The organism is Tunturiibacter gelidiferens, from assembly GCF_014201335.1.
Taxonomy (GTDB): Bacteria; Acidobacteriota; Terriglobia; order Terriglobales; family Acidobacteriaceae; genus Edaphobacter; species Edaphobacter lichenicola_E.
This window is the reverse complement of sequence record NZ_JACHEB010000003.1, coordinates 391,089-417,715: the sequence shown is the minus strand read 5'-3', so window position 1 is coordinate 417,715 and position 26,627 is coordinate 391,089. Positions and strand designations below refer to the sequence as shown.

General features: G+C 59.0%; 28 protein-coding genes. 19 read left to right on the top strand and 9 right to left on the bottom strand.

The genetic code is table 11. The features are described 5' to 3' along the window. Positions 1–157 precede the first annotated feature (157 nt). Positions 158–1,588 carry a glutamine synthetase family protein gene (locus tag HDF14_RS07905; protein WP_183975572.1) on the bottom strand — a complete coding sequence of 477 codons (1,431 nt, stop codon included), beginning with the start codon at positions 1,586–1,588 and terminating at the stop codon, positions 158–160. A gap of 252 nt (positions 1,589–1,840) precedes the next feature. On the opposite strand from HDF14_RS07905, the gene HDF14_RS07900 reads away from it, so the two are divergent. The 3 genes from HDF14_RS07900 (at position 1,841) to HDF14_RS07890 (ending at position 4,886) form a co-directional block, all read left to right on the top strand. After that, positions 1,841–2,902, top strand: coding sequence for an aldo/keto reductase (locus HDF14_RS07900; RefSeq protein ID WP_183975226.1), 1,062 nt, complete (start codon positions 1,841–1,843; stop codon positions 2,900–2,902). 125 nt (positions 2,903–3,027) lie between these two features. After that, positions 3,028–3,975, top strand: coding sequence for a carbon-nitrogen hydrolase (locus tag HDF14_RS07895; protein WP_183975224.1), 948 nt, complete (start codon positions 3,028–3,030; stop codon positions 3,973–3,975). 137 nt (positions 3,976–4,112) lie between these two features. Next, positions 4,113–4,886 carry a glucose 1-dehydrogenase gene (locus HDF14_RS07890; RefSeq protein ID WP_183975222.1) on the top strand — a complete coding sequence of 258 codons (774 nt, stop codon included), beginning with the start codon at positions 4,113–4,115 and terminating at the stop codon, positions 4,884–4,886. A 34-nt stretch (positions 4,887–4,920) separates the two neighbouring features. Here the strand turns inward: HDF14_RS07890 and HDF14_RS07885 are convergent, their stop codons facing one another. Further along, positions 4,921–5,313: a tautomerase family protein gene (locus HDF14_RS07885; RefSeq protein ID WP_183975220.1), complete on the bottom strand. Its 393-nt coding sequence runs from the start codon at positions 5,311–5,313 to the stop codon at positions 4,921–4,923. Positions 5,314–5,729: 416 nt separating this feature from the next. Between HDF14_RS07885 and HDF14_RS07880 the strand changes: the two genes are divergently transcribed. Genes HDF14_RS07880 through HDF14_RS07865 form a run of 4 tightly spaced genes read left to right on the top strand, consistent with a single transcriptional unit; the run spans position 5,730 to position 9,148 of the window. Beyond that, on the top strand, positions 5,730–6,779 hold the full coding sequence (locus HDF14_RS07880; protein ID WP_260698141.1) for an agmatine deiminase family protein: 1,050 nt from the start codon (positions 5,730–5,732) through the stop codon (positions 6,777–6,779). After that, the gene (locus HDF14_RS07875; protein WP_260698110.1) at positions 6,776–7,438 is read left to right on the top strand and encodes an HD domain-containing protein; all 663 of its coding nucleotides are present in this window, start codon (positions 6,776–6,778) and stop codon (positions 7,436–7,438) included. The genes HDF14_RS07880 and HDF14_RS07875 overlap by 4 nt, the downstream gene beginning before the upstream one ends. A gap of 36 nt (positions 7,439–7,474) precedes the next feature. Beyond that, entirely contained in the window at positions 7,475–8,365 is an 891-nt protein-coding gene (gene tadA / locus HDF14_RS07870; protein WP_183975216.1) for a tRNA adenosine(34) deaminase TadA, read from the top strand. Between the two features lie 9 nt (positions 8,366–8,374). Next, positions 8,375–9,148: an SDR family NAD(P)-dependent oxidoreductase gene (locus tag HDF14_RS07865; RefSeq protein ID WP_183975214.1), complete on the top strand. Its 774-nt coding sequence runs from the start codon at positions 8,375–8,377 to the stop codon at positions 9,146–9,148. A 100-nt stretch (positions 9,149–9,248) separates the two neighbouring features. Here the strand turns inward: HDF14_RS07865 and HDF14_RS07860 are convergent, their stop codons facing one another. After that, positions 9,249–9,749 carry a DinB family protein gene (locus tag HDF14_RS07860; RefSeq protein WP_183975212.1) on the bottom strand — a complete coding sequence of 167 codons (501 nt, stop codon included), beginning with the start codon at positions 9,747–9,749 and terminating at the stop codon, positions 9,249–9,251. Positions 9,750–9,811: 62 nt separating this feature from the next. On the opposite strand from HDF14_RS07860, the gene HDF14_RS07855 reads away from it, so the two are divergent. From HDF14_RS07855 to HDF14_RS07830, 6 genes are all read left to right on the top strand, one after another. Beyond that, positions 9,812–10,069 carry a glutaredoxin family protein gene (locus HDF14_RS07855; RefSeq protein ID WP_183975210.1) on the top strand — a complete coding sequence of 86 codons (258 nt, stop codon included), beginning with the start codon at positions 9,812–9,814 and terminating at the stop codon, positions 10,067–10,069. 205 nt (positions 10,070–10,274) lie between these two features. Continuing rightward, positions 10,275–11,576 carry an adenylosuccinate lyase gene (gene purB, locus HDF14_RS07850; protein WP_183975208.1) on the top strand — a complete coding sequence of 434 codons (1,302 nt, stop codon included), beginning with the start codon at positions 10,275–10,277 and terminating at the stop codon, positions 11,574–11,576. A 66-nt stretch (positions 11,577–11,642) separates the two neighbouring features. Next, a complete protein-coding gene (locus tag HDF14_RS27170) occupies positions 11,643–13,163 on the top strand; it encodes a glycoside hydrolase family 32 protein (RefSeq protein ID WP_313899516.1) in 1,521 nt (506 codons plus the stop codon). Between the two features lie 132 nt (positions 13,164–13,295). Next, positions 13,296–13,691: a nuclear transport factor 2 family protein gene (locus HDF14_RS07840; protein WP_183975206.1), complete on the top strand. Its 396-nt coding sequence runs from the start codon at positions 13,296–13,298 to the stop codon at positions 13,689–13,691. Between the two features lie 81 nt (positions 13,692–13,772). Further along, a complete protein-coding gene (locus HDF14_RS07835) occupies positions 13,773–13,979 on the top strand; it encodes a hypothetical protein (RefSeq protein ID WP_183975204.1) in 207 nt (68 codons plus the stop codon). A 130-nt stretch (positions 13,980–14,109) separates the two neighbouring features. Next, positions 14,110–15,174, top strand: coding sequence for an SDR family oxidoreductase (locus tag HDF14_RS07830; protein WP_183975202.1), 1,065 nt, complete (start codon positions 14,110–14,112; stop codon positions 15,172–15,174). A 150-nt stretch (positions 15,175–15,324) separates the two neighbouring features. On the opposite strand, the gene HDF14_RS27165 is transcribed toward HDF14_RS07830, so the two are convergent. After that, positions 15,325–15,552, bottom strand: coding sequence for a hypothetical protein (locus HDF14_RS27165; protein WP_313899515.1), 228 nt, complete (start codon positions 15,550–15,552; stop codon positions 15,325–15,327). Here HDF14_RS27165 and HDF14_RS07825 point away from each other — a divergent pair. From HDF14_RS07825 to HDF14_RS07815, 3 genes are all read left to right on the top strand, one after another. Then, complete coding sequence (locus HDF14_RS07825) at positions 15,454–15,684, top strand: GIY-YIG nuclease family protein (protein WP_313899528.1); 231 nt, start codon at positions 15,454–15,456, stop codon at positions 15,682–15,684. The genes HDF14_RS27165 and HDF14_RS07825 overlap by 99 nt on opposite strands. Before the next feature lie 247 nt (positions 15,685–15,931). Beyond that, complete coding sequence (locus HDF14_RS07820) at positions 15,932–16,555, top strand: YkgJ family cysteine cluster protein (RefSeq protein WP_183975200.1); 624 nt, start codon at positions 15,932–15,934, stop codon at positions 16,553–16,555. Positions 16,556–17,024: 469 nt separating this feature from the next. Beyond that, positions 17,025–17,633, top strand: a complete 609-nt coding sequence (locus HDF14_RS07815) for a UbiX family flavin prenyltransferase (protein WP_183975198.1) — start codon at positions 17,025–17,027, stop codon at positions 17,631–17,633. 16 nt (positions 17,634–17,649) lie between these two features. Here HDF14_RS07815 and HDF14_RS07810 read toward each other — a convergent pair whose 3' ends face one another. The 4 genes from HDF14_RS07810 to HDF14_RS07795 form a co-directional block, all read right to left on the bottom strand. Further along, positions 17,650–18,606 carry an alpha/beta fold hydrolase gene (locus HDF14_RS07810; protein WP_183975196.1) on the bottom strand — a complete coding sequence of 319 codons (957 nt, stop codon included), beginning with the start codon at positions 18,604–18,606 and terminating at the stop codon, positions 17,650–17,652. 18 nt (positions 18,607–18,624) lie between these two features. After that, on the bottom strand, positions 18,625–19,275 hold the full coding sequence (locus tag HDF14_RS07805) for a nitroreductase family protein (protein ID WP_183975194.1): 651 nt from the start codon (positions 19,273–19,275) through the stop codon (positions 18,625–18,627). Between the two features lie 145 nt (positions 19,276–19,420). Next, positions 19,421–20,434, bottom strand: a complete 1,014-nt coding sequence (locus tag HDF14_RS07800) for a hypothetical protein (RefSeq protein ID WP_260698109.1) — start codon at positions 20,432–20,434, stop codon at positions 19,421–19,423. A gap of 104 nt (positions 20,435–20,538) precedes the next feature. Continuing rightward, on the bottom strand, positions 20,539–20,919 hold the full coding sequence (locus HDF14_RS07795; RefSeq protein ID WP_183975192.1) for an MGMT family protein: 381 nt from the start codon (positions 20,917–20,919) through the stop codon (positions 20,539–20,541). A 139-nt stretch (positions 20,920–21,058) separates the two neighbouring features. On the opposite strand from HDF14_RS07795, the gene HDF14_RS07790 reads away from it, so the two are divergent. Continuing rightward, complete coding sequence (locus HDF14_RS07790; RefSeq protein ID WP_183975190.1) at positions 21,059–21,811, top strand: hypothetical protein; 753 nt, start codon at positions 21,059–21,061, stop codon at positions 21,809–21,811. Between the two features lie 164 nt (positions 21,812–21,975). Here the strand turns inward: HDF14_RS07790 and HDF14_RS07785 are convergent, their stop codons facing one another. Beyond that, positions 21,976–22,146 (bottom strand): hypothetical protein, encoded by a 171-nt coding sequence (locus tag HDF14_RS07785; RefSeq protein WP_183975615.1) that lies wholly within the window; start codon positions 22,144–22,146, stop codon positions 21,976–21,978. Positions 22,147–22,392: 246 nt separating this feature from the next. Here HDF14_RS07785 and uvrA point away from each other — a divergent pair, with 246 nt between their 5' ends. Both uvrA and HDF14_RS07775 read left to right on the top strand, forming a co-directional pair. Beyond that, complete coding sequence (gene uvrA, locus HDF14_RS07780; RefSeq protein ID WP_183975188.1) at positions 22,393–25,515, top strand: excinuclease ABC subunit UvrA; 3,123 nt, start codon at positions 22,393–22,395, stop codon at positions 25,513–25,515. Continuing rightward, on the top strand, positions 25,512–26,540 hold the full coding sequence (locus HDF14_RS07775) for a CPBP family intramembrane glutamic endopeptidase (RefSeq protein WP_183975186.1): 1,029 nt from the start codon (positions 25,512–25,514) through the stop codon (positions 26,538–26,540). Before uvrA ends, HDF14_RS07775 begins: the two co-directional genes overlap by 4 nt. Positions 26,541–26,627: the final 87 nt, after the last annotated feature.

The following is a 26,627-nucleotide window of genomic DNA, read 5'->3' as shown; positions in this document are numbered from 1 at the left end:
CACCGCAACCAATCAGCAATGATCCAAATACCACAAAAGAGAACAAGGCCCGAACGTTCATATCGCTATGAACTCTAGCACGCACCCTCTCCCATGCCTATTAGAAAGAAAAAGGCCGATGAACACTCACCGGCCCTTCCCAATTTTTCATCTCGCTTTAGAAGTTATTCCAGAGCAACTGATTGTAAACATCATGATGGAACTGCACCTCAGGTGCCTTCACAATAGTTCCCAACAACCGAGCACACCGATCCGCCGAAGCCTGCTTCAGATCCGCATAGCGCCCCTTCACATCCTCACCTAGCAATGTAGTTGTCCACTCTGCACCGCGGAAGTTCTCCAGAGCCGTGTAGACGTTATCCGGCAGATACCGCTCCGCCTGCCGCAGGTTCTTGATCCTCGAAGTCTCGCCATGCAATCCGCTCTTGAAGATCGAGTACAGCACCAGGTAAGGATTCGCATCCGGCCCAACCGAACGCACCTCAACCCGCGCCGACTTCTCATTGCCAATCGGAATCCGCACCATCGATCCACGATCAGTAGCCGAAGCCTTGATCTGATTCGGCGCCTCGAAGTGTGGATCAAGTCGACGATAAGCATTCACACTCGCATTCAACAGCAGGCAAATATCGTTGCCATGCGTCAGAATGCGATCGGTAAACTGCCATGCCAACTTTGAAATCTTCTCCTCGCCCTTGGGGTCCCAGAAAAGATTCTTCCCGCCCTTCGTAATCGAGACATTGGTGTGCATGCCGCTGCCATTCACGCCCACAACCGGCTTCGGCAGAAAGCTCGCCGTCATGCCCATCTGCGTCGCGACCTGCCGACAGATCAGCTTATAGAGCTGAATCTGATCCGCCGCAGCCACCACTTCTCCGTAGCTGTAATTAATCTCAAACTGCGAAGGCGCAACCTCAGGATGGTCCTTCTCATTTTCGAAGCCCATCGCCCGCTGCACTTCGGCCGTCGTGTCGATAAACTCTCGCAGCGGATCGCCAGGCAGAGAATGATAGTACCCACCCTTATTCACATACTCGAAGGTGTTCGTCTCGTGATAGCTCCGCTCCGCATCGATTCCCTCGAACAGGAACCCTTCAATCTCATTTGCCGCATTCAGCGTATAGCCCTGCTTATCGAACAGCTCCTGCGAGAATTGCTTCAGCACTCCGCGAATATCCGCGCTGTACGTCGCGCCGTTCTTATCGATCACCTCGCCGAACACCATCACCTTACCCGCGCCAAACACATCCGCCGGCACCCAGTAAAACGCGGTCCAGTCGATCCCAAGCCGCAGATCGCTCTCCCGCTGTGCCGTAAATCCGCGAATCGACGAGCCATCAAATGTCAGGTTGTCGTAACTATTCACTAGAAATTTCTTGTCGTAATCCAGCATGTGCAGACGGCCTTCAAGGTCGCTGAACAGAACCGTCACAGCCTTGATCCGCTTCTCGTCCGTCAGGTACTTCAACCGCTCTTCCCGAATCACATCGGCCGCAACACGCTTCCTGCGCTGCTCCTTCGCCGCCAGGTTCAGGTCCTCGAGTTCGCCGTAGGAAAGCTCCAGAAAATCACGAAATTCGCTCAAAATAACACTCCTTCTGCAATGAGATACACGTCTTGCTGCAACTACTGGGAAAGATGTTTTTAGGTGATTGGAAGAGGGCGTGCCTGACCGTGATCTGACCGCTCTACAACTCAAAACTAACAGAAAATTCACCGACAAAAAAGCTGCAATCGCGAAAAGTCAAGGGAAAGCCCCCGTATCTCCCCACCTTGAATCACGCAGCCCCGTCATAACGTCTAATCACCTGTGCCCGAACCTCTCGGCAAAAGGATCCCCATGCAATACAAGACTCTCGGCGACACCGGCCTTCTCGTCTCCACGCTGTGTTTCGGCACCATGACCTTCCACGGTGGCACCGGACTCTTCCGCGCTATCGGCACCGTCGATCAGTCCGGTGCCAACGCGCTCATCAAGGCCTCCATCGAGGCCGGCATCAACTTCTTCGACACCGCCGATGTCTACTCCGAAGGCGAGAGTGAAAAGGCCCTCGGCCAATCCCTCAAAACTCTCAACGTCCCTCGTAGCAGCGTAGTCATCGCCACCAAGGCCTTCGGTCGCACCGGCCCCGGCCGCAACGACGTCGGCGCCTCCCGCGGCCACATCATGGACGCCGTCGACGCCAGCCTCCGCCGCCTCCAGACCGACCACATCGACCTCTACCAAATCCACGGCAACGACGCCATCACCCCCATCGAAGAGACCCTCCGCGCACTCGATACCCTCGTCCAACAAGGCAAAGTCCGCTACATCGGCGTCTCCAACTGGCAGGCTTGGAAGATTGCCAAGGCCCTCGCCATCTCCCAGTTCAAAAACCTCGCCCGCTTCGACACCCTTCAGGCCTACTACTCCATCGCCGGCCGCGACCTCGAGCGAGATCTCGTCCCCCTGCTCGAAGCCGAAAAGACCGGCCTCCTCGTCTGGAGCCCACTCGCCGGCGGCCTCCTCTCCGGCAAGTTCTCCCGCGAAAACCAGCGCCCTGCCGACTCACGCCGCTCCGAGTTCGACTTCCCCATCGTCGACAAGGAGCGCACCTGGCGCATTCTCGACGTCATGGCCCCCATCGCCAAAGCCCACAACTGCAGTCCCGCCCGCATCTCTCTCGCGTGGCTCTTGGCAAAGCCCGTAGTCACCTCCATCATCATCGGAGCAAAACGCATCGACCAGCTCGAAGACAACATCGCCGCGGTCGACCTCAAGTTCACCGCCGACGAGCTCAAGCAGCTCGACGAGGTCAGCGCCCTACCACCCGAGTACCCCGGCTGGATGCTTCCCTTCCAAAGCTCCAACCGCCTCGAGCCAATCGCCCGCACCGTGCCAGTCACACCCGGCAAATCATAGTCCCGCAGCAGGACACCGCCCCCAAACAAGCAGTGTCCTGCTGCCCCATTAACGTTCTGCAAATAAGCAGGGCGCCCGCAGCCTCACGAGGCTCGCAAACGCCTATAAACTTGAACAGGATCAACATGACGACAACGAACAGCAAGACCAAAACCAACAAACGCATCGGCCTCATCCAGATGTCCTGCGTCCCCGACACCGCAGCCAACCTCGACAAAGCCGCCGATCGTGTCCGCGAAGCCGCCCGCGCCGGAGCCAACGTCATCTGCCTCCCCGAGCTCTTCCGCGCCCAATACTTCTGCCAGCGCGAGGAGCACGCCCTCTTCGACACCGCCGAGTCCATCCCCGGCCCATCCACCGCCCGCCTCAGCGCCATTGCGAAGGAAGAAAAAGTAGTCGTCATCGCCAGTCTGTTCGAGCGCCGCGCCCCTGGCCTCTATCACAACACCGCAGCCATCCTCGAAACCGACGGCAGCATCAAGGGCATCTACCGCAAGATGCACATCCCCGACGACCCGCTCTACTACGAGAAGTTTTACTTCACCCCCGGCGACCTAGGCTTCAAAGCCATGAAGACCACTCAGGGGGACATCGGCACACTCGTCTGCTGGGACCAGTGGTATCCCGAAGCCGCCCGCGAGACCTCACTCCGCGGCGCCAACACGCTCTTCTATCCCACCGCCATCGGCTGGCACCCCTCTGAGAAAGCCGAGTACGGCGACGCCCAGTACTCCGCCTGGCAGATCACCCAGCGCGCCCACGCCATCTCCAACGGCGTCTTCGTCGGTGCAGTCAACCGCGTAGGCCACGAACACGGCGACGTCATCCACAACGGCGTCGAGATGCGCGGCCCCGGCGACCACACCCCGCAATCCGGGCTGGAGTTCTGGGGTGGCAGCTTTATCGCCGACCCATTCGGCCGCGTCATCGCACAAGCCAGCCACGACAAAGAAGAGATCCTAATCGGCGAGATCGACCTCAAGCTCCAGGAAGACACCCGCCGCAACTGGCCCTTCCTCCGCGACCGCCGCATCGACGCCTACAACGGCATCACCAGCCGCTTCATCGACTAGAGCCCCGTCCCCGTCCTCGCTGCGGACGCGCGGGAATATTTAGTCGACAGAAGTGTTTATCTAGCAGGGCCGCCTCCTGGGTGGCCAGCTGATGTAGCGGAGACACGCATATGCTCCTGCGTCAGAAAGGAAGTCAGATGAGATTAATGGGAAAAGTAGCTCTGATTACAGGTGGCAACAGCGGCATCGGATTGGCCACCGCGAAGCGGTTCCTGGAAGAAGGAGCGAACGTCGCGATCACTGGCAGAAACCAGAAGACGCTGGAAACAGCCGTACAAGAACTTGGGCCCGGGGTCCTCGTCATGAAAGCGGATGTAACAGACCGCATAGCCATGAAAAAAGCTATCGCAGCAACAGTCGAGCGGTTCGGCAATCTCGATATCCTCTTTGCGAACGCCGGAATCGGTCCCCTCACCCCGCTCGGCAGCACCTCGGTCGAGACGTTCGAGGAGATTTTGAGCGTCAATGTAACCTCGACCTTCTTTATCGTGCAGGAGTGTCTGCCCTATCTGAACGACGGCGCTTCCATCATCTTCAACAGTTCGGTCCAGAATGTGAACGGCAGGCCGGGCCTGTCTGCCTATGCAGCAAGTAAAGCGGCCGTCAGAACCATGGCGCGCGTGATGGCCTCCGAACTTTCTCCACGTGGAATTCGAATCAATGTGGTCACCCCAGGAGCGGTGGATACCCCTATATGGGATACGGTCGTGACCACCCATGAAGATAGAGACACACTCTACAAGGTTGTCGAAAGAGGCATCCCTCTCGGACGAATGGGCGACCCTCTCGAAGTGGCCAATGCCGTCGTCTTTCTCGCCTCGGATGAGTCCTCTTTCATTCAGGCCACTGAGATCGTTATTGATGGCGGAGCCACGGGCGCACCCATGGGAGCCCCAATCTACAAACAGTAGAGCTCGACTGGATAGCCGCGCTCCCACATCTCGACTAGGCGGTTACGACTGGTGATGCGAGTCGGCCGCCCCCGAAGGAACTGCTGGCACGATCAACTTCCCCAAAGAACACCATGATGTCGTTCGGATCTGTTCCAACACCTTCGAGAGTTTCGACTAAGGCCGCCAGCAGGCGTGCCTTTCTGGCAGCGTCAGTCCCGGACGACACAAGGACTTCGATCATCAGCACCTTCTCCGTTCGAGGTTTCGGCAAACCAGGATAGTTGAGATCAACTTTCAGGTCGCTCTGCTCAAGACAAAAAAAACGTTGGAACATATCGTCGTGGGGATACCCCGCGCTGATGCTCGCTTGGTGTATGGCCCGGGAGATCGCGTCTTTTTCGTCAGCGGCTCTACCGGATCTCATCGTCACTGTAAACAACGGCATGAAAACTCCTGATGATGAAGGATGGTCGAGCCAGCATCCAACACGCTCTCCGCGTCTCGACCAACCACATCCCATAAGATTCTTAATAGGACTCGATCGATGCGCAGCTCATAACTCCGTCAACCCCAAAACTACATAAAACCAGCGTCAATCCAGCACATTCGCGTGGCGTATCAGTTGCCTCCAAACAGCTATACTTAAATCAGCGGGCTATTTTCGCGAACAAGCGACCGAAGCCCACGCCAGTTCATCCAAACGTGATGCAGGGCTGCTACCGTGTCTTGAACGCCTTGGAAGTCCAAGCCTAAGCCGCGTGGATGGAAGACTTTGCACACTTTTTGACCCCGGGGGAGGGGTACATCCCAAGAAGGAGCAGCCAGGTGAGCCGCACGACCGACACGCCGACCAACTACCGCATGCCCGCAGAGTGGGCTCCCCACGCCGCCACCTGGCTCGGCTGGCCCCACAACGCTGAAGATTGGCCAAGCAAATTCCAACCCATCCCCTGGGTCTACGGAGAGATCGTCCGTCATCTCTCCCGCGTCGAAGATGTCCATATTCTAGTCAACGACACTGACGCCGAGCGCCGCGCCACCGGCCTCCTCCGCCGCGCCGGAGCCAACCTCGCCCGCCTTCACTTCCATCACTGGCAGACCGACCGCGTCTGGCTCCGCGACTCTGGCCCCATCTTCGTCAAAAATGCCGCAGGCGAACTCGCTATCACCAATTGGAAGTTCAACGCCTGGGCCAAGTACGACAACTGGCACCGTGACGACCAGATCCCCCAGCACGTCGCCAAGCACTACGACATGTCCCAATTCAAACCCGAGATCGAAGGCGCCAACGGCAAACCTCACCGCCTCGTCCTCGAGGGCGGCAGCATCGACACCAACGGCGCCGGCCTCCTCCTCACCACCGAAGAGTGCCACCTCAGCGAAATCCAGAAACGCAACCCCGGCCTCGGCGACGAAGCCGAAACCCGCAAACACCTCGAGCAAGCCTTCCACGACTACCTCGGCATCGAAAAAGTTCTCTGGCTCCACAAAGGCTGCGCCGGCGACGACACCCACGGCCACGTCGACGACATCACCCGCTTCGTCGCCGAAAACAAGATCCTAACCGCCGTCGAGCCCAATACTCACGACGAAAACCACTTGCCCCTCGCCGAAAACCTCGATCGCCTCCGCAGCTTCCGCAACCTCGCAGGCGACCCCTTCGAAATAGTCGAGCTCCCCATGCCCGCCCCGGTCACCTTCGAAGGCCAGCGCCTCCCCGCCAGCTACGCCAACTTCTACATCGCAAACTCGCTCGTCCTGGTCCCCACCTTCAACGACCCCAACGATCGCCACGCCCTCAACATCATCGCCGCCTGCTTCCCCGACCGCGAGATCGTCGGCATTCACGCCGTCGACCTGGTCTGGGGCCTCGGCACGCTCCACTGCCTCTCCCAACAGGAACCAGCATGAATACCATGACAGAGACTACAGAAATCAAAGACACAAAAGACACGCAGGACAAGAAAGATCAGTCCTACCGCAACGCCCTCGAAACCTATATCGCGACTCACGCAAAGCCGACCCACAAGTTCGGCCATCAGCCCCGCCTCTACGCGCTCACACAACAGATCGGCCAAGGCCTCACCTACGATGACGACGTAGTCTTCGCCGCAGTCTGGCTCCACGACCTCGGAGTCTTCGTCGGCCATCGCCCCGAAGACGAAGCCGCACTCAAAACCTGGGACCACGTAGCCTACGTCATCGAAAAAGCCCCCGCGCTACTCACCGAAGTCTGCTTCCCCGAAGAGAAAGTCTCCGCCGTCCTCGAAGTGATCCGCACCCATCAACCCCACGACAAACCACTCACCGTCGAAGCCACCATCGCCCGCGACGCCGACATCCTCGAGCAACTCGGCGCCATCGGTATCACCCGCACCCTCGCCAAGCTAGGCAGCGACACCCGCTTCGAAACCTTCACCGAAGCCCATACAGCTCTCAAAAAACACCTCACCACCCTCCCCTCGCAGCTCCTTCTCGAAACCTCCAAAGCCCTCGCAACTCCACGCATTGCGATCATGCAAACCTTCCTCGATACCCTCGAAGTCGAAGCCGGCCCAAGTCTCTATTGATCGAAACGAGTAGATGCAAAGCTAAACTAGCCTGCAATGACCTCTGCGCACGAAAACGACCAAGCCTACCTCCGCGACGCAATCGCAGAAGCCAATGACGCTGAAGCAAACGGCGAAGTCCCCGTAGGCGCCGTCGTCGTCCATCAAAACAAAATCATCGGCCGCGGTCAGAACCGTGTCCTTCGCGACAACGACCCCACCGCCCACGCCGAGATCGTCGCTCTCCGCCAGGCTGGCCTCTATCTCCGCAACTATCGCCTCGAAGACTGCACCCTCTACGTCACGCTCGAACCCTGCGCCATGTGCGCCGGAGCTATCCTCCACGCACGCATCTCCCGCCTCGTCTACGCCGCCCCCGACCCCAAAGCCGGCGCCTGCGGCTCAGTCCTCTCCGTCATGAACCACCCCCAACTCAATCACAAAGTCGAAGTCACCTCCAACCTCCTCTCCGAAGAGTGCGGCACCCTCCTCACCGCTTTTTTTCGCAAACGCCGTCAGGAAAAGTCTCAGGCCCGCATCCTACAAAGCGAAGCAGCGACCCGCGACGCAGCGAAGGAGGCACTCATGGCGACAACAAAGAAGTGGTCCGCAAAAGTAGACACCGACTCCACCCATCCCGATGAGGGCCTCTTCAAAAAGAACGCATCCGCCATTGCCAAAGCCCTCGCCACAAAAAAAGTCTCTCCCAAAGGTCCAGCTTCCGGCATGCAGATGCTGAACTTCTACATCAACCGCGCCGGCAAAAACCTAACCCAGGAACGCCACGCCGAACTCGAAAAAGCGAAGACACTTCTCTCCAAAATCATCGCGAAAGAAAAACCCGAACCCACAAAGCCCGCGAAAAAATCCGCAGCGAAGAAAGCCTCAAAGAAAGCAACCCAGAAAACCGCTACGAAATCGGCCAGCAAAAAATCCCAAAAAAAATAGGAGCCGTCAATGTCAGGTCGTCTCGCAGGCAAAGTCGCAATCGTCACCGGCTCCGGCTCCGGCATCGGGCAATCCATCGCCATCCGCTTCGCCAGCGAAGGCGCCACCGTTGTCGTCGACTATCGCAACAACATCGAGACGTCTCAGGAGACGGCGTCTAAAGCCGAAGCCGCTGGCGGCAAAGCCATCCTCGTCCGAGCCGATGTCACAAACCTCGCCGACACGCAAAACCTCGTCAATCAGGCCTACCAGCAACTCGGCCGCTGCGACATTCTCGTCAACAACGCCGGCATCGAAAAAAACGCGCCCTTCTGGGACGTCACCGAAGCCGACTACGACGCCGTTCTAAACGTCAATCTCAAGGGCGCCTTCTTCCTCACCCAGGCCTTCGTCCGCCGCCTGCGCGACGCAAAGCTCCCCGGCCGCATCATCAACATCTCCTCTGTCCACGAGGACCTCGCCTTCCCTAACTTCTCCTCCTACTGCGCCTCAAAAGGCGGCATGCGTACGCTCATGCGCAACCTCTCCGTCGAACTCGGCCCACTCAACATCACTATCAACAACATCGCCCCCGGGGCCATCGCCACCCCCATCAACACCAAGCTGATGGAAGACAAACCGAAGCTCGACGCCCTCCTCAAAAACATCCCCCTTGGCCGCATGGGAACGCCGGACGAAGTCTCTGGCGTAGCTCTCTTCCTTGCCTCCGACGACGCCGCCTATGTTACCGGCTCCACGTATTACGTCGATGGCGGTCTCATCCGCAACTACCACGAGCAATGAATCCACATCCCGACCAACGGGGGCAGCACCGCATGAACTTGCAAGAAAAGGGTATACACGCCACGACGTGGCCGCCCCGCGCGCAGCGGGCAGGAAAGCTCTAGCGTGTCGAGTAGTAAGCCGTCAGGTCCGTATTCGGAGGCGTAATATCAAACGCCCGCAGCATCGTGATGATCTGCCCGCGATGATAGGTAGAGTGGTTGATCGCATGAAGCACAATCTGCCACCGGGGAACACAGAAACGCGCGTCGTCAGGCAGGACAGTCAGGAGTGCCAGTGTAAGGTCCGCCTCAGAAGCAGCATCGATCCATCGTCGATACCCATCCCACAATCCTGGCCACAACTGAACAATCTCCTCAAAGGAATGCTCAGGAGCAGAACCGCGCGGCAGCTTCTCGTTATCAACTTCCGCCAGTCTGCGAAGCCAGACTCGCTCCGCATCATAAACATGGCGAAAGGTTTGCAGAATGCTCGAATGAGACGCTCCCATCCCTCTTTCCCGCTGCTCAGGGGTAAGAGCCGCACAAGCATCGAGAACCTGCTGAGTCCCCCAGGCAGAGTAGCCGGTATGCGCGAGCAGAAGCTCCTTAAGCTGCGACATATCAGGGATTCTAATCCAGCCAATCCCCGTCCCCGGCCAGCCACCGGGTAAAATAAAACTCTATGGATCTCACCGTCTACTCCGCCTCCTGGTGCCGTGACTGCCGCGAAGCCAAACGCTTTCTGACAACTCACAACATCCCCTTCAAAGAGATCGACATCGAGAACACACCCGGCGCCCCCGAATTGGTCATCGCCAACACCGGCAAGCGTGCTATCCCCCAGTTCGTCATCGATGGCAAATGGGTCCAGCCCTACAAACCCGGCGAAGGCTTCCTCTATGACGAAATGTCCGAACTCTTCGGCGTCGCCAATCCATAGCGGGCACTGTCCACCCACTATTGATTCGCCGGATCAATAGTTTGTTTTTAGCCAATTCATATCAAGGTCGTCATCCTGAACGAAGTGAAGGATCCCTGTATTTGCCGTTCCCTTTGTTCTAGCCGTTGATTGAGCCGCTCATCGTAGTGATGCTTCAAAAGACCATTCAACCAACACATATCCGTTAACCTCTCGAAGGAAACACATGATCGCCCGCTACACACGCCCCGAACTTGGCCGCATCTGGTCCGACGGCAACAAATATCAGTGCTGGCTCACCGTCGAAGTAGCCGCCTCCCAGGCCCTCGCCCAGTTCGGCCTCGTCCCCCAGTCCGCTGCCGACGCCATCCGCGACAAGGGCGCCTTCACCGTCGACCGCATCAACGAGATCGAAGCCGAGGTCCGTCACGATGTCATCGCCTTCACCACCACCGTCGCCGAGCACATCAACTCCCCTGAAGACTCCCGTTGGCTCCACTACGGCCTCACCAGCACCGACGTCGTCGATACCGCACAATCCCTCCAGATCAAAGAAGCATCCGCCATCATCCGCGCCGGCATCGTAGCCCTCTCCGAAACCCTGAAAAAGCGCGCCCTCGAGTTCAAGCACACACCCATCATCGGCCGCACCCACGGCATCCACGCCGAGCCCAGCACCTTCGGCCTCAAGCTGCTCCTCTGGTACTCCGAGATGCAGCGCAACCTCACCCGCTTCGACGCCGCCGCCGAAGACCTCCGCGTAGGCAAGCTCTCCGGAGCGGTCGGCACCTTCGGCCATCTCAAGCCCGAGCACGAAGAAGCAATTTGTAACCAACTAGGTCTCAAACCAGTCGCGATAGCGACTCAGGTCGTTCAACGCGACCGCCACGCCGCCTACATCTCCACCCTCGCCGTCCTCGCCAGCACGTTAGACAAGATCGCCACCGAGATCCGCCACCTCCAGCGCACCGAAGTCCGCGAGGCCGAAGAGTTCTTCAGCGAAAAACAAAAGGGCTCAAGCGCCATGCCCCACAAGCGCAACCCCATTACCAGCGAACAGATCTCCGGCCTCGCCCGCGTCATCCGCTCCAACGCACAAACCGCCTTCGAAAACGTAGCCCTCTGGCACGAGCGCGACATCTCCCACTCCTCCGCCGAGCGCGTCGTCTTCCCCGACTCCACCATCCTCGCCGACTACCTCCTCGCGAAAACAGAAAATTTAATCGCCAAGCTCCTCGTCTACCCAACCCGCATGCTGAAGAACCTCGAATCCACCGGCGGCCTCATCTTCTCCGGGCAACTCCTGCTCGACCTCGCCGAATCCGGCATGTCCCGTGAAGATGCCTACCGCCTCGTCCAGGGCCACGCCATGAACTCCTGGAAGAATGACCTCATCTTCCGCGACGAGATTGCCAAAGTCCCCGACATCACCGCCCGCCTCTCGCCCGAAAAACTAGCCCGCGCCTTCGACTACAACCGCCAGCTGGCAAACGTAGATGCTATCTTCACCCGTGTCCTCGGCGAATAGATATTTTTTGCAATAGCGAATATCTTCAACATCAGAACCGCATCCATCTGTAATGGAGCACCAACGGTGAAGAGTTTCTTTCGCAAATTAGTCCGCTGCGTCGCCACTCTCACTCTATTCGCACTCCCCTTAGCCGCGCAGAATCCCGACTACGACCAGCCCTACCGCCCGCAAGTCCACTTCTCCCCCGCCGAAAACTGGACCAACGACCCCAACGGCCTCGTCTTCTTCCAGGGCGAGTACCACCTCTTCTTCCAGTACAACCCCTACGGCGACCAATGGGGACACATGAGTTGGGGCCACGCCGTCAGCACCGACCTCCTCCACTGGCACGAGCTCCCCGTCGCCATCCCCGAGCATGACAACACCATGATCTTCACCGGCAGTGTCGTCGTCGATCACGGCAACACCAGCGGCTTCTGCACTCACGGCGACTGTCTCGTCGCCATCTACACCGGCCACACCCAAACTCCTGAAGGAATCCGCCAAACCCAAAACCTCGCCGTCAGCCTCGACAAGGGCCGCAACTGGGCGCAGTATCCCGGCAACCCCGTCCTCGATCTTAAAATGTCAGACTTCCGCGACCCCAGCGTCAGTTGGGACCCTATCGCGCACCACTGGGTCATGGCCGTCTCCCTGCCCAAAGAACACAAGATCCGCTTCTACTCCTCCTCCAACCTCAAAGTCTGGACCCAGCTCAGCGACTTCGGCCCCACCGGCGACATCGACGGCGACTGGGAGTGCCCTGACCTCCTCCAGATCCCCTCCTCCAACGGCGCAGCGAGCATGTGGGCTCTCAAAGTCGGCCTCAATCCCGGCGCCCCTCAAGGCGGCTCCGGCGAGCAGTACTTCCTCGGCACCTTCGACGGCAAAACATTCCGCCAATCGCGCCTCCGCGGCTCCTACGGTTGGACCAACTACGGCAAAGACGACTACTGCGCCATCAGCTACAACGGCCTGCCCAAAGATCAGAAGCCAGTCCTCATCGGCTGGATGAGCAACTGGCAGTACGCCTCCAAGATCCCAACCTTTCCCTACCGAGGACAGATGAGTATCCCTCGCCGTCTCTCCTTCATCAACGACGCCGCGGGCCTCGCCATCAAACAGGATCCACTCATCGCTCCCCTCCGAGCGAAAAATTACGAGATCTCCGCCCTCTCCACCAACACCTCTGCCCTCTACGGAAGTGGACACACCGTCCAGCCTCCCTTCGAGATCCGCATCCACTTCGGCCATCCCGTCGAACCCGTCTTCGGTCTCAAGATCTTCTCAGACCAGCAACACTGGACCGAAGTAGCTTTCGACACCGCCAAGAAAGAGTTCTACATCGACCGCACCCACTCAGGCGCAGCCGTCAGTCCGGACTTCCCCACCCGGACCAAAGCACCCCTGGTCACCACTCGCCCCTACGACCTCACCCTGATCGTCGACCGATCCTCCGTCGAAGCCTTCGCGCAGGACGGAACCATCGCCATGACCGACCTGGTATTCCCTGTCGCCAACGATCTTCAAATCCAGATCTTCCCCGACGACGCAAAGCCGATCGAAAGCGAAGGCCAGGTCTGGGAGCTCAAATCGATCTGGTAATCTCTTCGCATCTGGCCACGATTTGATGCAATAAGCAGCGTCAATCGGAGTTCTTCATGAAGAAAGCAATCCTCGCGCTACTCACAGGTCACTGCTGGCCGCCACAGCAATCGCCGCTCCCCAGCAGACGTAATGTTGCCGATACGTCAGTTCGTCGACGGCTTCAACAAAGGCGACACAGCCTCCGCCTACGCAGCATACGAAAAAGGCAACATCACCATCGCCGACGAATTTTCTCCCCACCGTTGGACCGGCCCCAATGCCGCACAGGCATGGGCAGCCGACTACGAAAAACACGCAACAGCCACAGGTGTCACCGACGGCATTGTGAAGTACGACGCTCCTACACGCACCGAAATCGAAGGCGACCTCGCCTACGTCATCATCCCCACCGTCTACCTCTACAAGGAGCACGGCAAACCAATCGCCGAAGAAGGCCAGGCAACCTTCGTCCTGCACGCAGAGCCCAGCGGCTGGAAGATCCGCAGTTGGACCTGGTCCGGCGTCAAGCCGCATCCCTGCAAATAACTCCGAACCTACAAGCACCACGCACGACAGAGGCTAATCCAGGCCCTGTTCGAAACCATCCGACCGTTATACGATCTCTCTATGAGTGATTTCATTCCAAAAGCAGCAGAAGTCAAGACCCGCGGGCTAAGCCCCAAAGCACAAAAGCTCCAGGCGGCACGCGAAAAAGCAGCGGCTCAGGCAAAAGGCGGCGACAAATCTCTCGCCTCCTCGTCGACCGCTTCCGTCAAGGCGAAGGACTCCTTCGCTGGGTCCAAGAAAACAACCTTCCAGCGTAAAGCTGTCTAGCAACGAGGCGCCGGTCGCCCAGGCATCTTCAAGCCAGACCGGTGCCTGTAACACCATTCCCTCCCGCCGAATCGCATCAGACAAGAGCTTCATCCAACCATAGTCAGCCACCTGACTCAAAGGATCTCTCATGTCCCGTACCGCGCTCATCGCTGGAGTCACAGGCATCGTCGGCAACAACCTCGCCCAACAACTCCTCGCCAACGGCTGGCAGGTTCACGGCCTCGCCCGGCGCGCCTCGAACACCATCGACGATGTCAACTTCATCTCCGCCGATCTCCTTGACCCCACCGCCTTGCGCGCTGCAGTCTCTCATCTCAAGCCCTCGCACATCTTCATCACGACCTGGCTCCGCCAACCAACCGAAGCCGAAAATATCCGCGTCAACTCCGCCATGGTGCGCAACCTCCTCGAAGCCGTCGCGCCCGCTGAATCCGTCCGCCACGTTGCTCTCGTGACAGGCCTCAAACACTACCTCGGCCCATTCGAGGCCTATGGCAAAGGCGCACTCCCCGCCACACCATTCCGCGAAGAGCAGCCCCGCCTCGACATCGAAAACTTCTACTACGCCCAGGAAGACGAGGTCTTCGCCGCAGCCGAGCGCCACAACTTCAACTGGAGCGTCCATCGTCCCCACACCATCATCGGCTACGCCTTAGGCAACGCGATGAACATGGGCGTCACCCTGGCCGTCTACGCAAACATCTGTCGCGAAACCGGCCACCCCTTCCTCTTCCCCGGCTCAGCGACTCAGTGGCACGGCCTAACCGACATGACCGATGCAAGACTCCTCGCACGCCATCTCGAGTGGGCTGCAACCACACCTCAAGCACGTGACCATGCCTTCAACGTAGTCAACGGCGACGTCTTCCGCTGGAGCTGGATGTGGCCTCGCCTCGCCGACTGGTTCGGCATCGAATCCGCTCCCTTCCCCGGAGAAGGAACCCCACTCGAACAACAACTAGCCGGCACCGAAGACATCTGGCACAACATCGCAAAATCCCACAACCTCATCGAGTCCGACATCAACCAACTCATCTCCGCATGGCACACCGACGCCGACCTCGGCCGTCCCATCGAAGTCGTCACCGACATGAGCAAAAGCCGCAAACTAGGCTTCCTCGACTACCAAGCCACCGACGACAGCTTCTTCGACCTCTTCGCCCGCCTACGCCACGACCGTATCATCCCCTAACACTACGTCGTCGAAAACGGCTCCTGTTCTTTTGTTGTCGTGCCGACGCAAATCGAAGTAATCGGCGGTTGCAGTCGCCTCCGCTTTGCCTGTTCTTTTGTTTGTCGTCCCGTAGGGATCTGCGGTGCCTTGCTGTTGCCTGTTCTCTTGTCATTCCGCAGCGAAGCGGAGGAATCTGCGGTTGCAGTTGCTTTTGCCTTTGGATATCCTGCCGCAATGCCGCTTCGCCAATACCATTTTTAGGTCTACATCCTGGCCAGCCGCTCCCACGAACTCTACATAGGCTTCACCAACAACATCTTTCGCCGAGTAGCCGAACACCGAACGGCTCCCACCGCCACCTACACCGCCCGCTACAACATCAATCGTCTCGTCCACTACGAACACTTCACCTACGTTCTAAATGCCATCGCACGCGAAAAGAAATTGAAAGACTGGACTCGCGAAAAGAAATTAGAACTGATCCAAGCAACAAACCAAACCTGGGAAGACCTAGCCCACAATTGGTAGCATCACGACTGTTATTCCACGCGTGCAGTTGCTCTTGCCTCTGTAAGCCTTACTGATTGCATCGCAAAGGGATTGGCGGTTGCAGTTGCTTGTTCTTTTGTTTGTCATTCCGCAGCGAAGCGGAGGAATCTGCGGTTGCAGTTGTTTTGCCCCATCTAATATCCGAAATCGCCAAAAGCCATATCTAGCCGCAAATCCACTATCGCCACTGCTATCCATCGCGATCACGCCCGCAGATAATCAACCCATGCTCCCCACGGATCAATTCGTCCAAATCGTAGACACCGCAGTAGCCGACGCCTACAAACGCGGAGGCCGCCACCTCGTATGCCACCCCGGCTGTTCCCAATGCTGCATCGGCGTCTTCCCCATCGCCCACGAAGACGGAGCTCGCCTTCACGAAGGCCTGGCAATCCTCGAAACAACTGACCCCGAAAGAGCCTCACGCATCCACGCAAGAGTAGCCGAATCCCTCACCCGCCTCGACCCATGGTTCCCCGGCGACCTCACCACCGGCATCCTCAACGAAGACCACGAAGCCGCCATCCTCTTCGAAGAGTTCGCCAACGACGAACCCTGCCCCGTCCTCGACCTGACCACCGGCACCTGCGACCTCTACGAACACCGGCCTATTCTCTGCCGCACCTTCGGCCCACCCATGCGCAGCGATGGCGACAACGGCGAAGTCAACCTCGCCACCTGCGAGCTCTGCTTCATCCACGCCACTACCGAAGAGATCGCCGCCTGCGAACTAGACCCCACCATCCCAGCCAAAGAAGAAGCCAGCAACGAGGCCTTCAACACCACCCATAACCTTCACGGCCAAACCCTCATCGCCTACGCATTACGCTCTCCTGCCCCGCACCCTTGAGAACCTCTCTAAACATAGTCATCTCGACCGAAGCCATGCAGTTTTATCTCACGGCGAAGTGGAGAGACCTCCGTATTTCGTCTTTGTTTTTTATTTCCTGTCGTCCGTAAACCATCGCGGATCGGTTTGCTGTCAAGCCCCAATACTCACGCACCGACGCAATCCATCGCACGAAACGCTGACAAACAAAAGCTTTACGCCGCAAAAATAAACGCCCGAAAGCTGGCGTATCAGTTTGCCTCAATACTCTAAAATAGAAATAGAAGAATATAAGAGCAGTGGCCCAGACATTGTTGGGCCATTTTTCTTTTGCCGACCAAAGGAAGACCGCGTAACCCTATTGTTTGGACAAATTTGGACGCAAGTCCTTTATTTAGACTAATTTGCACGGGACCACACCACGCAAACCACTCAAAATAAATAACTTACACGCAGGCAATACGGGGGTACCCCTCACCGATCGGCGATAATGAAACCCGTGTCAGAACCGACCAACATCACGTTAGCCGTCACCGGAGCCAGCGGCAGCATCTACGCCGCCGAGATCCTCCGCGCCCTCGCCGCTGACACCCGCGTCACCAAGATCAACTTCGTCGCATCCGACAGTGCCCTCCGCGTCTTCGCCGAAGAGCTTCACCTCAGCGGACGCAACGACCTCGCCGAAAAGCTCCTCGGCGCTCCCTGCCCCAAACTCCAGCAACACGCCGAAACCGACATCGGAGCCAACATCGCCAGCGGCAGCTATCCCACCGACGCGATGATCGTCCTCCCCTGCTCCATGGGCACCCTTGCGTCCATCGCAAACGGCCTCGCACAAAACCTCATCCACCGCGCCGCCGACGTCTGCCTAAAAGAAAACCGGCCCCTCGTCCTCTGCATCCGCGAAACCCCATTCAACCGTATCCACATCCGCAATATGCAGTTAGCCTCCGACGCCGGCGCCACCATCTTCCCTGCCATCCCCACCCTCTACAACCACCCGCAAAGCACCCAAGAGATGGCTCGCAACTTCGTCCACCGGGTCCTCGCCCACATCGGCCTGCCCCAACCCAACGCCTACCAGTGGCAACCCGACTAGTCGAAACGCATCGCGATCAATAGCCTGTGGGAAAAGTTCTCTCCCCACCGTGCATCGGTGGCTCCGACCGCAAAAACTCAACGGTCCCCTCAAGCACGGGCTTCGCACACTCCGCGGGAGCCAGGTGCCCGCACCCTTCGATAATGTCCAACACAGACTGCGGCACGCTGCGATGTATCGTCTCCCCCGAAGCCAGCGGAATCAGCTCATCCTTCGAGCCCCACACAATCAACATAGGCTGCGAAATATTATGTAACCGAAAATCCAGCAGATCCTTCCCCGTAATCATCGAGGCTGTACTTCGATTCAATACCCACGCATTCCTCTGCAGCTTCCGCACCATCGCCTCCGCTGCAAAGTCAGGAACGTGCCGAGGATTCGGAGTCAACATCGAAATCAACTTCCTCACTCCCGCGATATCATGCGGAGTAAACAAATCCGGCTCGAACGCAGCTGGAAAATACACGCCCGCGCTGTCATACACAATCAGCCGGTCCACGATCTCCGGATGATCCAGCGCCAGCTTCATCACGATCCACCCACCCATCGACCACCCACCAACATCCGCACTGGGAACATGCACCGCCTGCATGAACTGAGCCACTGTCTGCTCCTGCAGCGAGATCGAGTAACTCACATCGGGCTTCGGCGACCTTCCATATCCCAGCAGATCGGGCGCATACACATGAAATCCCTGCGCCGCCAGCGCCGGAATCATCGCCCCCCAATCCTCAACCCGAGCTCCCAGCCCATGCACAAGCACCAGCGGCGTCCCACCTCCACCCGCTGGCCCAGCCTCAAAATAATGAAGCCTGTATCCCCCAGCCTCGACGTACTCGCTCTTCACGCCGCGGCGCCAAAGGTGAAATCGAGTATGCTGATCCGCAACCCAAAGCGGATACCGATAAAAGATCAACCCGGCCGCGACAACCACAAGCAAAAGAAAAGCCACAACGCGCAGTGCAAGCTTCATAGCCCAGTCTTCTCCGCACTACACCTTCAGCGGCTTGCCAAACTCTTCTCCAAACACCGTATGTCCCATCTCAAATCGCCCGCCATCGAACTTGTCCGAGCCATTCACATGTCCAATCGCCAGCAGCGCCACCACCCAATAGCTCAGCGGAAGCCGCAGCACTTCATGCACCTTGTCCTGCTCGAACCCCTCCATCGGCGCGGTGTCGTAGCCCATCACCTCGGCCATCAACAGCATGTGCGTAAACGCCAGCATCACCTGCTTGTTCAACCATCCCTGCATCTGCCCGCTACTGAAGCTCGACATGTAATTCGGAACGCTGCTCTGTGCCTGCGCCGCATAGCTCTCCGGCATCCCGCCCTTACGCCCCTTCTCGAGGATCAGGTCCAAATCCTTCCGCCACCCATCACTATCGCCGCAGGCCACAATCACCGCCGAGGCCTCTTCAACCTTACCCTGGTTATAGCTCGCGCCACGCAGCTTCTTCTTCTGCTCCGCCGACTGCACCACCACAAACCGCCAAGGCTGAAGATTGTATCCGCTCGGTGCATGCAACCCCGCATCCAGAATCTGGCGCAGGTCCTCCGCCGGAATCGGCGTTCCATCAAAACTTGGTGTCGCTCTACGTTCCTGGATTGCCTGACTGAGTGTCTTTTTTAGTTTTGTCATTGTTCTCTTTCTTACCTATCAATAGAGTGCCAGTTCTAACCTGGAAGGTGAGTCATCCTACCCTGCATCTCTTACCGTCCTGCAGAAACGATTCTCAACATATCACTACCCGATCAAACACTCGTCAGAAGACCGCGAACTGTCCTCAGTGAATCTGGCTCATCGCCTCTTCGGTCGCAAATGCACTCTGCCCAGGAGCCTCTGCAATCATCCACACGCCGTGAAACGGCTTCCTCAACTCCGGATACGCAGCCAACAGCGCAGTCATCGCATCCGAGTTATGCTTCCTCGCAGTCGCCGCATCTCCCACCTGCTCCAACTTCAGATGCGCCGTGACGTCGACCTTGTCATTACCCAGCGAGTCATCCACACCCAACGCGGTAAAACGGTACTCCACTCCATCCGGCCCCTTCACCACCAGCGGCGACTCCGCACTCACGCCCTCCGACAACGCAGGTGGTGCAGCCGCAGTCTCCTCAGCCTTCAACTTCTCCAGATGCGTGCTCTGAATAAAATTCGCAGGCCGCAGCAGACTCTCCGCCTGCTGGTAGTAGAGCCACGCATTCCAATGCTCTTTCTGCGCCGTCATCGAACGCGCCTGCGTCCAGTACCAAAGCCCGTCATGACCCGCCGCCATCAAAGGCTTCGGATAAAACCCTGCCATCACCCACTGCCCCTGGTCCTGCCGCAGCAGAAACGACAACCGCCACGGAGCAGCGCCATCCGGAACGTCCACCATCGCAAACCCATAGCGCCCCGGTGCCAGCCCCGAGATAATAAAATCTGCCTCCGCCGACGTCTTATTCAGCGAACAGAAAAACTGTGCGTCCGGCACCGACCCGTCCGCAGCGCGCTTCAGTTCAGTCCCATCCAGCAGATAAACCTGTTCCACCTTCAGCGAGCCACCCTTCACATGCGCCGCGGTGCTGTTCACAACCTCGCCAATACCACCAAAATCCTTGGCATATTCCGCTGCAGTAGCGGCACGCAAACCGTTCACGTCACCGGCCTGAACCTTCCCTGCCAGCCCACGCGCCGCTGCAGCTAGAGCCTCTCGCTCCGCGCCCGTCATCTGCGACTGTGTCGTGCACACCTCCGCGGACGCAACCCCGGCCACAAGCAGCCCCACCGTCAGCAATCCAATCTTCAATCTCATCATCACGTCCACCATCAACCTCTTACGGAGCCTCGATACCCCATTTGAGACGCGCAAAAGGGCCATCCCAGTCTACAGCTACTCCCACACATCCAACAGCCGAAGCCTTAGTCCAGCGTCTCCCAGCTACGAAGCGCGTGTTCATATATCTCCATATTGACGCGTTTGCCGCGAAACTTTACGCCCTCCATGCCCAGTCGGAACCGCTGTTCCGCTGCAGCTTCGCCCCTTAGCTTGATCTCGCCTCCAGCGCCGACAATGCGCTGCCAGGGCAGTCCCTGAAGAGGAGCCTGGTGCAGCAGCCGTGCCACCGCACGATGGTACAAAGGATAGCCAGCCGCCGCCGCTACCTTGCCATACGTTGAAACCTTGCCCTTGGGAACCGAACGAATCATGCGACGAAAAGCCGCATCTCGTTGCCCGTCTTCGCGTAGCGACTCTTTCAGAATTCTTCGTTTCAGGTTCTGCGGAACAACCGTCGCGCGCATGACCAAAACTCTATCAGAGCGTCAACGGACGGAGCACCTTACCTGACTCGTCCAAAGCCCCGCAAACGGCCATCCGATTCACGGAAATTCGCTGCCCGAAGGGCATCCGCGATAAACTGTACAAGAGCTCTTCACGGCGATGACATTTCTTCGCCGCAGCGCGTCCTACAACTACATGCAGAGCATCGGGCAAATTCGTTTCATCCTCTATTCGAGCTTCGCGTCCGCCGCCCTGTTGTCCGCGCAGTCGGCTCCCACTACTCAGCCCAAACCCTCCGCGCCCGTTCAGGCCGCGTCCACCTTGCCGCCAACTCCCCCCACCATTGAGCCCACGATCCCGCTCACTCCCTCCCAGCAACAGCCAAAGCGCGCTCAAGTCACCTTGGCCAACGGCAGCCTCTCGGTCTCGGCTGACAACTCCAGCCTCAACCAGATCCTCCGGCAGATCTCCCATGACACCGGCATCAAGATCACAGGAGGCGTTACGGATGAGCGCGTCTTCGGGAGATACGGTCCCGCCGCGCCAGGTCAGATTCTCGCCGAGCTCCTGGACGGCACAGGCAGCAACATGATCCTCGTGAAACACGATGGCGACGCCGTGCAAGAGCTTATCCTCACCCCACGTCAGGGCGGTCCAACTCCACCCAACCCGAATGCTGCCGACGAAGACAAAGCCGATTCACAGGACTCTCAATCCGCCCCCGAACAATCTCAGCCCGTCGGCGAGGGGACGATTGATCGCAACAGGACCGCGCCGCCAATCGTTCCCGCCGCACCCAGCACGTCCTCTCCTTCAGACGCGTCCCAGCCAGACTCCCCCAACGGAGTCAAAACTCCCCAGCAGATCTATGAGCAGCTCCAGCATCTCCGCCAGCAAACTCCGCCTCAATAGCCTCCAAGGAAGCAACCGGCAACTGTCAGCATCTCGCCTGAAACATTTCGGCCAGACTCGGTCTGCGAGACCATTGAATTTTAGGATTTGTCGATCGAATACTTGAGATGCACCGTCCGGCGGAAGCGGAAGGCGCTACTGCTATCTTCTAAGAGATCGAAACCTTAGCTCTTCGCGACCTGAGCAGTCGCCGCCACTCGACGGGCCGCGTTTCCTGCCACCTGACGGGCATGCATGTGGAATGCGCGAAACATGGCAATACAGACCCCATAAGCCACCAGAACACCCACAGCCAGCGAAGCCAACACCGCACAGACCAACATAATCGACGTCATCACACCCAACCCTCGAATTCATTAGTCGCTGGCCTTTTTCCGGCGACCGAACTTTTTACATCTCGGCTATTGTTGCAAACTTACGTGCCATTACAATGACCCGAAAGTGGCTCTTGTTGTTCCTTCGGATACATAATTCCCATTCCGGGGTTGTACCAGCCGAACCAGCCCTCGCACCTGTCCGAAATGCCTCCCCCCAAAATGCCGTATTCTAGAGACTTGGCCGAACACCGCCACAGAACTCACATGGGCATTACACACATCACCGTCCGCGGCGCTCGCCAGCACAATCTCCGCAACGTCGACGTCAGCATCCCGCGCAATACACTCACCGTGGTCACCGGCCTCTCCGGCTCCGGAAAATCCTCCCTCGCCTTCGACACGATCTACGCCGAAGGCCAACGCCGCTACGTAGAAACCTTATCGGCGTACGCCAGACAATTCTTAGACCAGATGGAGCGCCCCGACGTCGACGCCATCGACGGCCTCTCCCCCGCCATCTCCATCGAACAAAAAACCACTTCCCGCAGCCCCCGATCCACCGTCGGCACCATCACCGAGATCTATGATTATCTGAGGCTTTTGTACGCCAGCGTAGGCCAGCCCCACTGCCCCAACTGCCACCGCCCCATCACCCGCCAGTCCGCCGAGCAGATCGTCGAACGCATCGCCGCCCTCTCCCCCGGCGAACGCATCACCGTCTACGCTCCCATCGTCCGCGGCCGAAAAGGTGAGTTCCGCGAAGAGCTCGAAGCCCTCGACCAGCAAGGCTTCCGCGCCCGGATCGACGGCGAGATGACCGAGCTAACCGAAGGCATGCGCCTCGAAAAACGCAAGAACCACACCATCGAAGCCGTAGTCGACCGCATCATCCTCAAACCCCTCCCACCCGACAACACCAACGCCGCCCTCGCCAACGCCGCGCCTAAATACGACACCCGCCGCCTCGAGACCTCCGTCACCAAGGCCCTTCAGATGGCGAACGGCCTCGTCCTCATCGGCATCCAGAACCCCAACACCCGCGAGCAGGAAGAGACCCTCTACTCCTCCTCGATGGCCTGCCCCGACTGCGGCATCAACGTCCCCCGCCTCGAGCCCCGCAGCTTCTCCTTCAACTCCAACTACGGTGCCTGCCCCAACTGCCACGGCCTCGGCAGCATCTACGACTTCGACCCCGCCAAGACCATCACCGACTGGTCCAAGCCCCTCCTCGACGGAGCCATGGGCCCCGGCAGCGGCTCCGCCTACCTCCTCCGCCTCATCAAGCTCTTCGCCGAGAAAACCAAGATCAACATCAAGCCCCCCTTCGAGGACCTCACCACCGAGCAACAAAATCTCTTCCTCTACGGCCCCCCACGCGCCGAAGCCGGACGCACCGGCTTCCACGGCATCTTCGAATACCTCCGCTCCAACCTCGAAGACACCAAATCCGAAGGCTACCGCGAGTACATGATGCAGTACATGTCCGCGACCATCTGCCCCGTCTGCAAAGGCCGCCGCCTCCGCCCCGAATCTCTCGCCGTCACCGTAAACGGCGCATCCATCGCCGACTTCACCGCCCTCCCCCTCGAACGCGCCCTCACCTCCGCCCGCAACATGAACTTCGTCGGCCGCGACCGCATCATCGCCGACCGCCTCCAGCGCGAGATCATCGAGCGGCTCGAATTCCTCAACGCCGTCGGCCTTGGCTACCTCGCGCTCGACCGCTCCGCCGCCACCCTCTCCGGCGGCGAAGGCCAGCGCATCCGCCTAGCCACCCAAATCGGCTCCAAACTACGCGGCGTCCTCTACGTCCTCGACGAGCCCTCTATCGGCCTCCACCAGCGCGACAACCAGCGACTCATCAACGCACTCGAAGACCTCCGCGACCTCGGCAACACCGTCCTGGTCGTCGAGCACGACGAAGACACCATCCGCAAAGCCGACTACGTCCTCGACCTCGGCCCCGGCGCCGGCAAAAACGGCGGCATCCTCATCGCCGACGGCACCCCTCAGCAGATCATGGACAACCCCGCGTCCATCACCGGCCAATACCTCGCCGGCAAAATCGAAATCGTAGCCCGCGCCGAGCCCCGCGCTCTCACCAACAACTGGGTCACCGTCGAGAACGCCCACTCCCACAACCTCCAAAACGTCACCGCCCACTTTCCCCTCGGCGTCATGACCGTCATCACCGGCGTCAGCGGCAGCGGAAAATCCACTCTCGTCAACGACATCCTGTACCGCTCCCTCGCAAAGGAACTCTACGGCTCCCGCGAAGAGCCCGGCCAGCACGGCAAAGTCATCGGCATCGATCAGCTTGACAAAGTCATCCAGATCGACCAGTCCCCCATCGGCCGAACCCCACGCAGCAATCCCGCCACCTACACCGGCGTCTTCACCGCGATCCGCGACCTCTTCGCCATGCTCCCCGAATCACGCGAGCGTGGCTACAAGCCCGGCCGCTTCTCCTTCAACGTGCAAGGTGGACGCTGCGAAGCCTGCCAGGGGGAAGGCCAGCGCCGCATCGAGATGAACTTCCTTCCCGACGTCTACGTCCTCTGCGAGGTATGTAATGGACGTCGTTACAATCAGGAAACCCTCTCCGTAAAGTTCAACGGCTACTCCATCGCCGACCTCCTCGACCTCCCCATCGCCGACGCCGTCCCGATCTTAAAAGACATCCCCACAGTAAACATCAAGCTCCAAACCCTAGTCGACGTAGGCCTCGGTTACATCCACCTCGGCCAATCCGCCACCACCCTCTCCGGCGGCGAAGCCCAGCGCATGAAGCTGGCCCGCGAACTCTCCAAGCGCCAAACCGGCCGCACCCTCTACCTCCTCGACGAGCCCACCACCGGCCTCCACTTCGACGACGTCCGCAAGCTCCTCGAAGTCCTCCACCGCCTCACCGACCTCGGCAACACCGTCATCATCATCGAGCACAACCTCGACATCATCCGCAACGCCGACTACATCCTCGACATGGGCCCCGAGGGCGGCGAAGGCGGCGGCCGCATCATCGCCCACGGCACGCCCGAGCAGATCGCCACCGTCGCCGCCTCCCACACCGGCAGCTTCCTCGCCCGCTACTACACCTCGCACAACTCCAACTTCGCCAGCCGCAACGGCACCAGCCACGCCGGTCCCCAGCCCGCCAGCATCGCAGCCCGCGCCGACGCGATCAAACAACCAAAGGGCAAATTCACGGCCCCCGAAAAGAAAACCGGCCTCGCCAAAGCCAGCGCTACCAAACCTGCTGAAAGATCCCCCAAAAGCATCAAGCCAAAACCCGCAAAGAAGTCCACAATAAGCACAGCATCTTCGACCAAAGAATCCGGAAAGAAAGTACCGCCCGCAAAACCGGTCCCACGCACGAAAAAAGCATGAGCGATCTCACCCCGACCCCCGCTACCTCAGCCCAGGAGAACCCTTCGTCCCAATCGGGCGAAGTGCGCAACCCGACCACGTTCTTTCTCCCACCCGCACCGCCCCAAACCCGCAGCCAATCCGATGCTCCCGTGGTCCGCCCCATCCTTCCCGAAGGCGAGGCCATCCTCCAGCCTCCCATGGACAACACCCCCAACGACGCTCCGGAAGATGCCCCCCACCGCATCCCAAACCTCGGTCACGCGCTCCTCTTCCTCGCCATCACCGGCCTCTTTCTCTTCCTCACCCAACTCCTCATCCTCGGCGTCGCCAAACCATCCGCAATTGGCAACAAGGCATCGGCAATCTCTTCGATCCCACCCAAACTCCTCATCGGCACCGAAGCGCTGACCTACATCCTCACCCTGGCCGTCTCCTGGTTCGTCTTCCCGCTCCTATGGAAACGCCCCTTCATCACCGGCATCGATGCCAACCCCGACGCTGCCCGACGCAATGCGCTCCGCCTCATCCCCCTCGGCCTGACTCTCTCCTTCGCGATCCAGGCGATCTCATCCGTCATCGCCATCCCCAAAGACATCCCCATGGACGACTTCTTCCGCACCCCGTCCGATGTCTGGCTCGTCACCCTCTTCGGCGTGCTCGTCGCACCGCTCTTTGAAGAGATCCTATTCCGCGGCTTCCTCCTTCCCGCCGTAGCCATCGCCTACGACTGGCTCTCGCTCCCCCGCACCCCGGCCGCCCGCGAGTTCTGGCACTCCAACAACAAAATCTCCACGCCCGCCTTCGTCTTCTCCGCCGTCTTCACCAGCATCCTCTTCGCCCTCCTCCACGGACAGCAGACAGCCTTTACCTGGCCCGTTATTCTCTTGCTCTTCTGCGTCTCGCTCATCCTCAGCGCCGTCCGCATCCGCCTCCGCTCTGTCCTTGCCTCAACACTCATCCACGCCAGCTACAACTTCACCATCTTCCTCACCGCCTTCATCGCCACAGGCGGCTACCGCCACCTCGACCGCATGAACCGCTAGCAAAGTCTCCCAGTTCACTCAGTCACTAATTCCGACAACCTGCCTCACGTAGTGCGGTGCAACTGCCACGCACATAGCAGTGGGACA

Bases quoted from the DNA above. Each gene is read 5' to 3' on its own strand.
- HDF14_RS07900 (WP_183975226.1), top strand. From the start codon at position 1,841: ATGCAATACAAGACTCTCGGCGACACCGGCCTTCTCGTCTCCACGCTG.
- HDF14_RS07895 (WP_183975224.1), top strand. From the start codon at position 3,028: ATGACGACAACGAACAGCAAGACCAAAACCAACAAACGCATCGGCCTC.
- HDF14_RS07890 (WP_183975222.1), top strand. From the start codon at position 4,113: ATGAGATTAATGGGAAAAGTAGCTCTGATTACAGGTGGCAACAGCGGC.
- HDF14_RS07885 (WP_183975220.1), bottom strand. From the start codon at position 5,313: ATGCCGTTGTTTACAGTGACGATGAGATCCGGTAGAGCCGCTGACGAA.
- HDF14_RS07880 (WP_260698141.1), top strand. From the start codon at position 5,730: ATGCCCGCAGAGTGGGCTCCCCACGCCGCCACCTGGCTCGGCTGGCCC.
- HDF14_RS07875 (WP_260698110.1), top strand. From the start codon at position 6,776: ATGAATACCATGACAGAGACTACAGAAATCAAAGACACAAAAGACACG.
- tadA (WP_183975216.1), top strand. From the start codon at position 7,475: ATGACCTCTGCGCACGAAAACGACCAAGCCTACCTCCGCGACGCAATC.
- HDF14_RS07865 (WP_183975214.1), top strand. From the start codon at position 8,375: ATGTCAGGTCGTCTCGCAGGCAAAGTCGCAATCGTCACCGGCTCCGGC.
- HDF14_RS07860 (WP_183975212.1), bottom strand. From the start codon at position 9,749: ATGTCGCAGCTTAAGGAGCTTCTGCTCGCGCATACCGGCTACTCTGCC.
- HDF14_RS07855 (WP_183975210.1), top strand. From the start codon at position 9,812: ATGGATCTCACCGTCTACTCCGCCTCCTGGTGCCGTGACTGCCGCGAA.
- purB (WP_183975208.1), top strand. From the start codon at position 10,275: ATGATCGCCCGCTACACACGCCCCGAACTTGGCCGCATCTGGTCCGAC.
- HDF14_RS07840 (WP_183975206.1), top strand. From the start codon at position 13,296: ATGTTGCCGATACGTCAGTTCGTCGACGGCTTCAACAAAGGCGACACA.
- HDF14_RS07835 (WP_183975204.1), top strand. From the start codon at position 13,773: ATGAGTGATTTCATTCCAAAAGCAGCAGAAGTCAAGACCCGCGGGCTA.
- HDF14_RS07830 (WP_183975202.1), top strand. From the start codon at position 14,110: ATGTCCCGTACCGCGCTCATCGCTGGAGTCACAGGCATCGTCGGCAAC.
- HDF14_RS07820 (WP_183975200.1), top strand. From the start codon at position 15,932: ATGCTCCCCACGGATCAATTCGTCCAAATCGTAGACACCGCAGTAGCC.
- HDF14_RS07815 (WP_183975198.1), top strand. From the start codon at position 17,025: ATGAAACCCGTGTCAGAACCGACCAACATCACGTTAGCCGTCACCGGA.
- HDF14_RS07810 (WP_183975196.1), bottom strand. From the start codon at position 18,606: ATGAAGCTTGCACTGCGCGTTGTGGCTTTTCTTTTGCTTGTGGTTGTC.
- HDF14_RS07805 (WP_183975194.1), bottom strand. From the start codon at position 19,275: ATGACAAAACTAAAAAAGACACTCAGTCAGGCAATCCAGGAACGTAGA.
- HDF14_RS07800 (WP_260698109.1), bottom strand. From the start codon at position 20,434: ATGATGAGATTGAAGATTGGATTGCTGACGGTGGGGCTGCTTGTGGCC.
- HDF14_RS07795 (WP_183975192.1), bottom strand. From the start codon at position 20,919: ATGCGCGCGACGGTTGTTCCGCAGAACCTGAAACGAAGAATTCTGAAA.
- HDF14_RS07790 (WP_183975190.1), top strand. From the start codon at position 21,059: ATGACATTTCTTCGCCGCAGCGCGTCCTACAACTACATGCAGAGCATC.
- HDF14_RS07785 (WP_183975615.1), bottom strand. From the start codon at position 22,146: ATGACGTCGATTATGTTGGTCTGTGCGGTGTTGGCTTCGCTGGCTGTG.
- uvrA (WP_183975188.1), top strand. From the start codon at position 22,393: ATGGGCATTACACACATCACCGTCCGCGGCGCTCGCCAGCACAATCTC.
- HDF14_RS07775 (WP_183975186.1), top strand. From the start codon at position 25,512: ATGAGCGATCTCACCCCGACCCCCGCTACCTCAGCCCAGGAGAACCCT.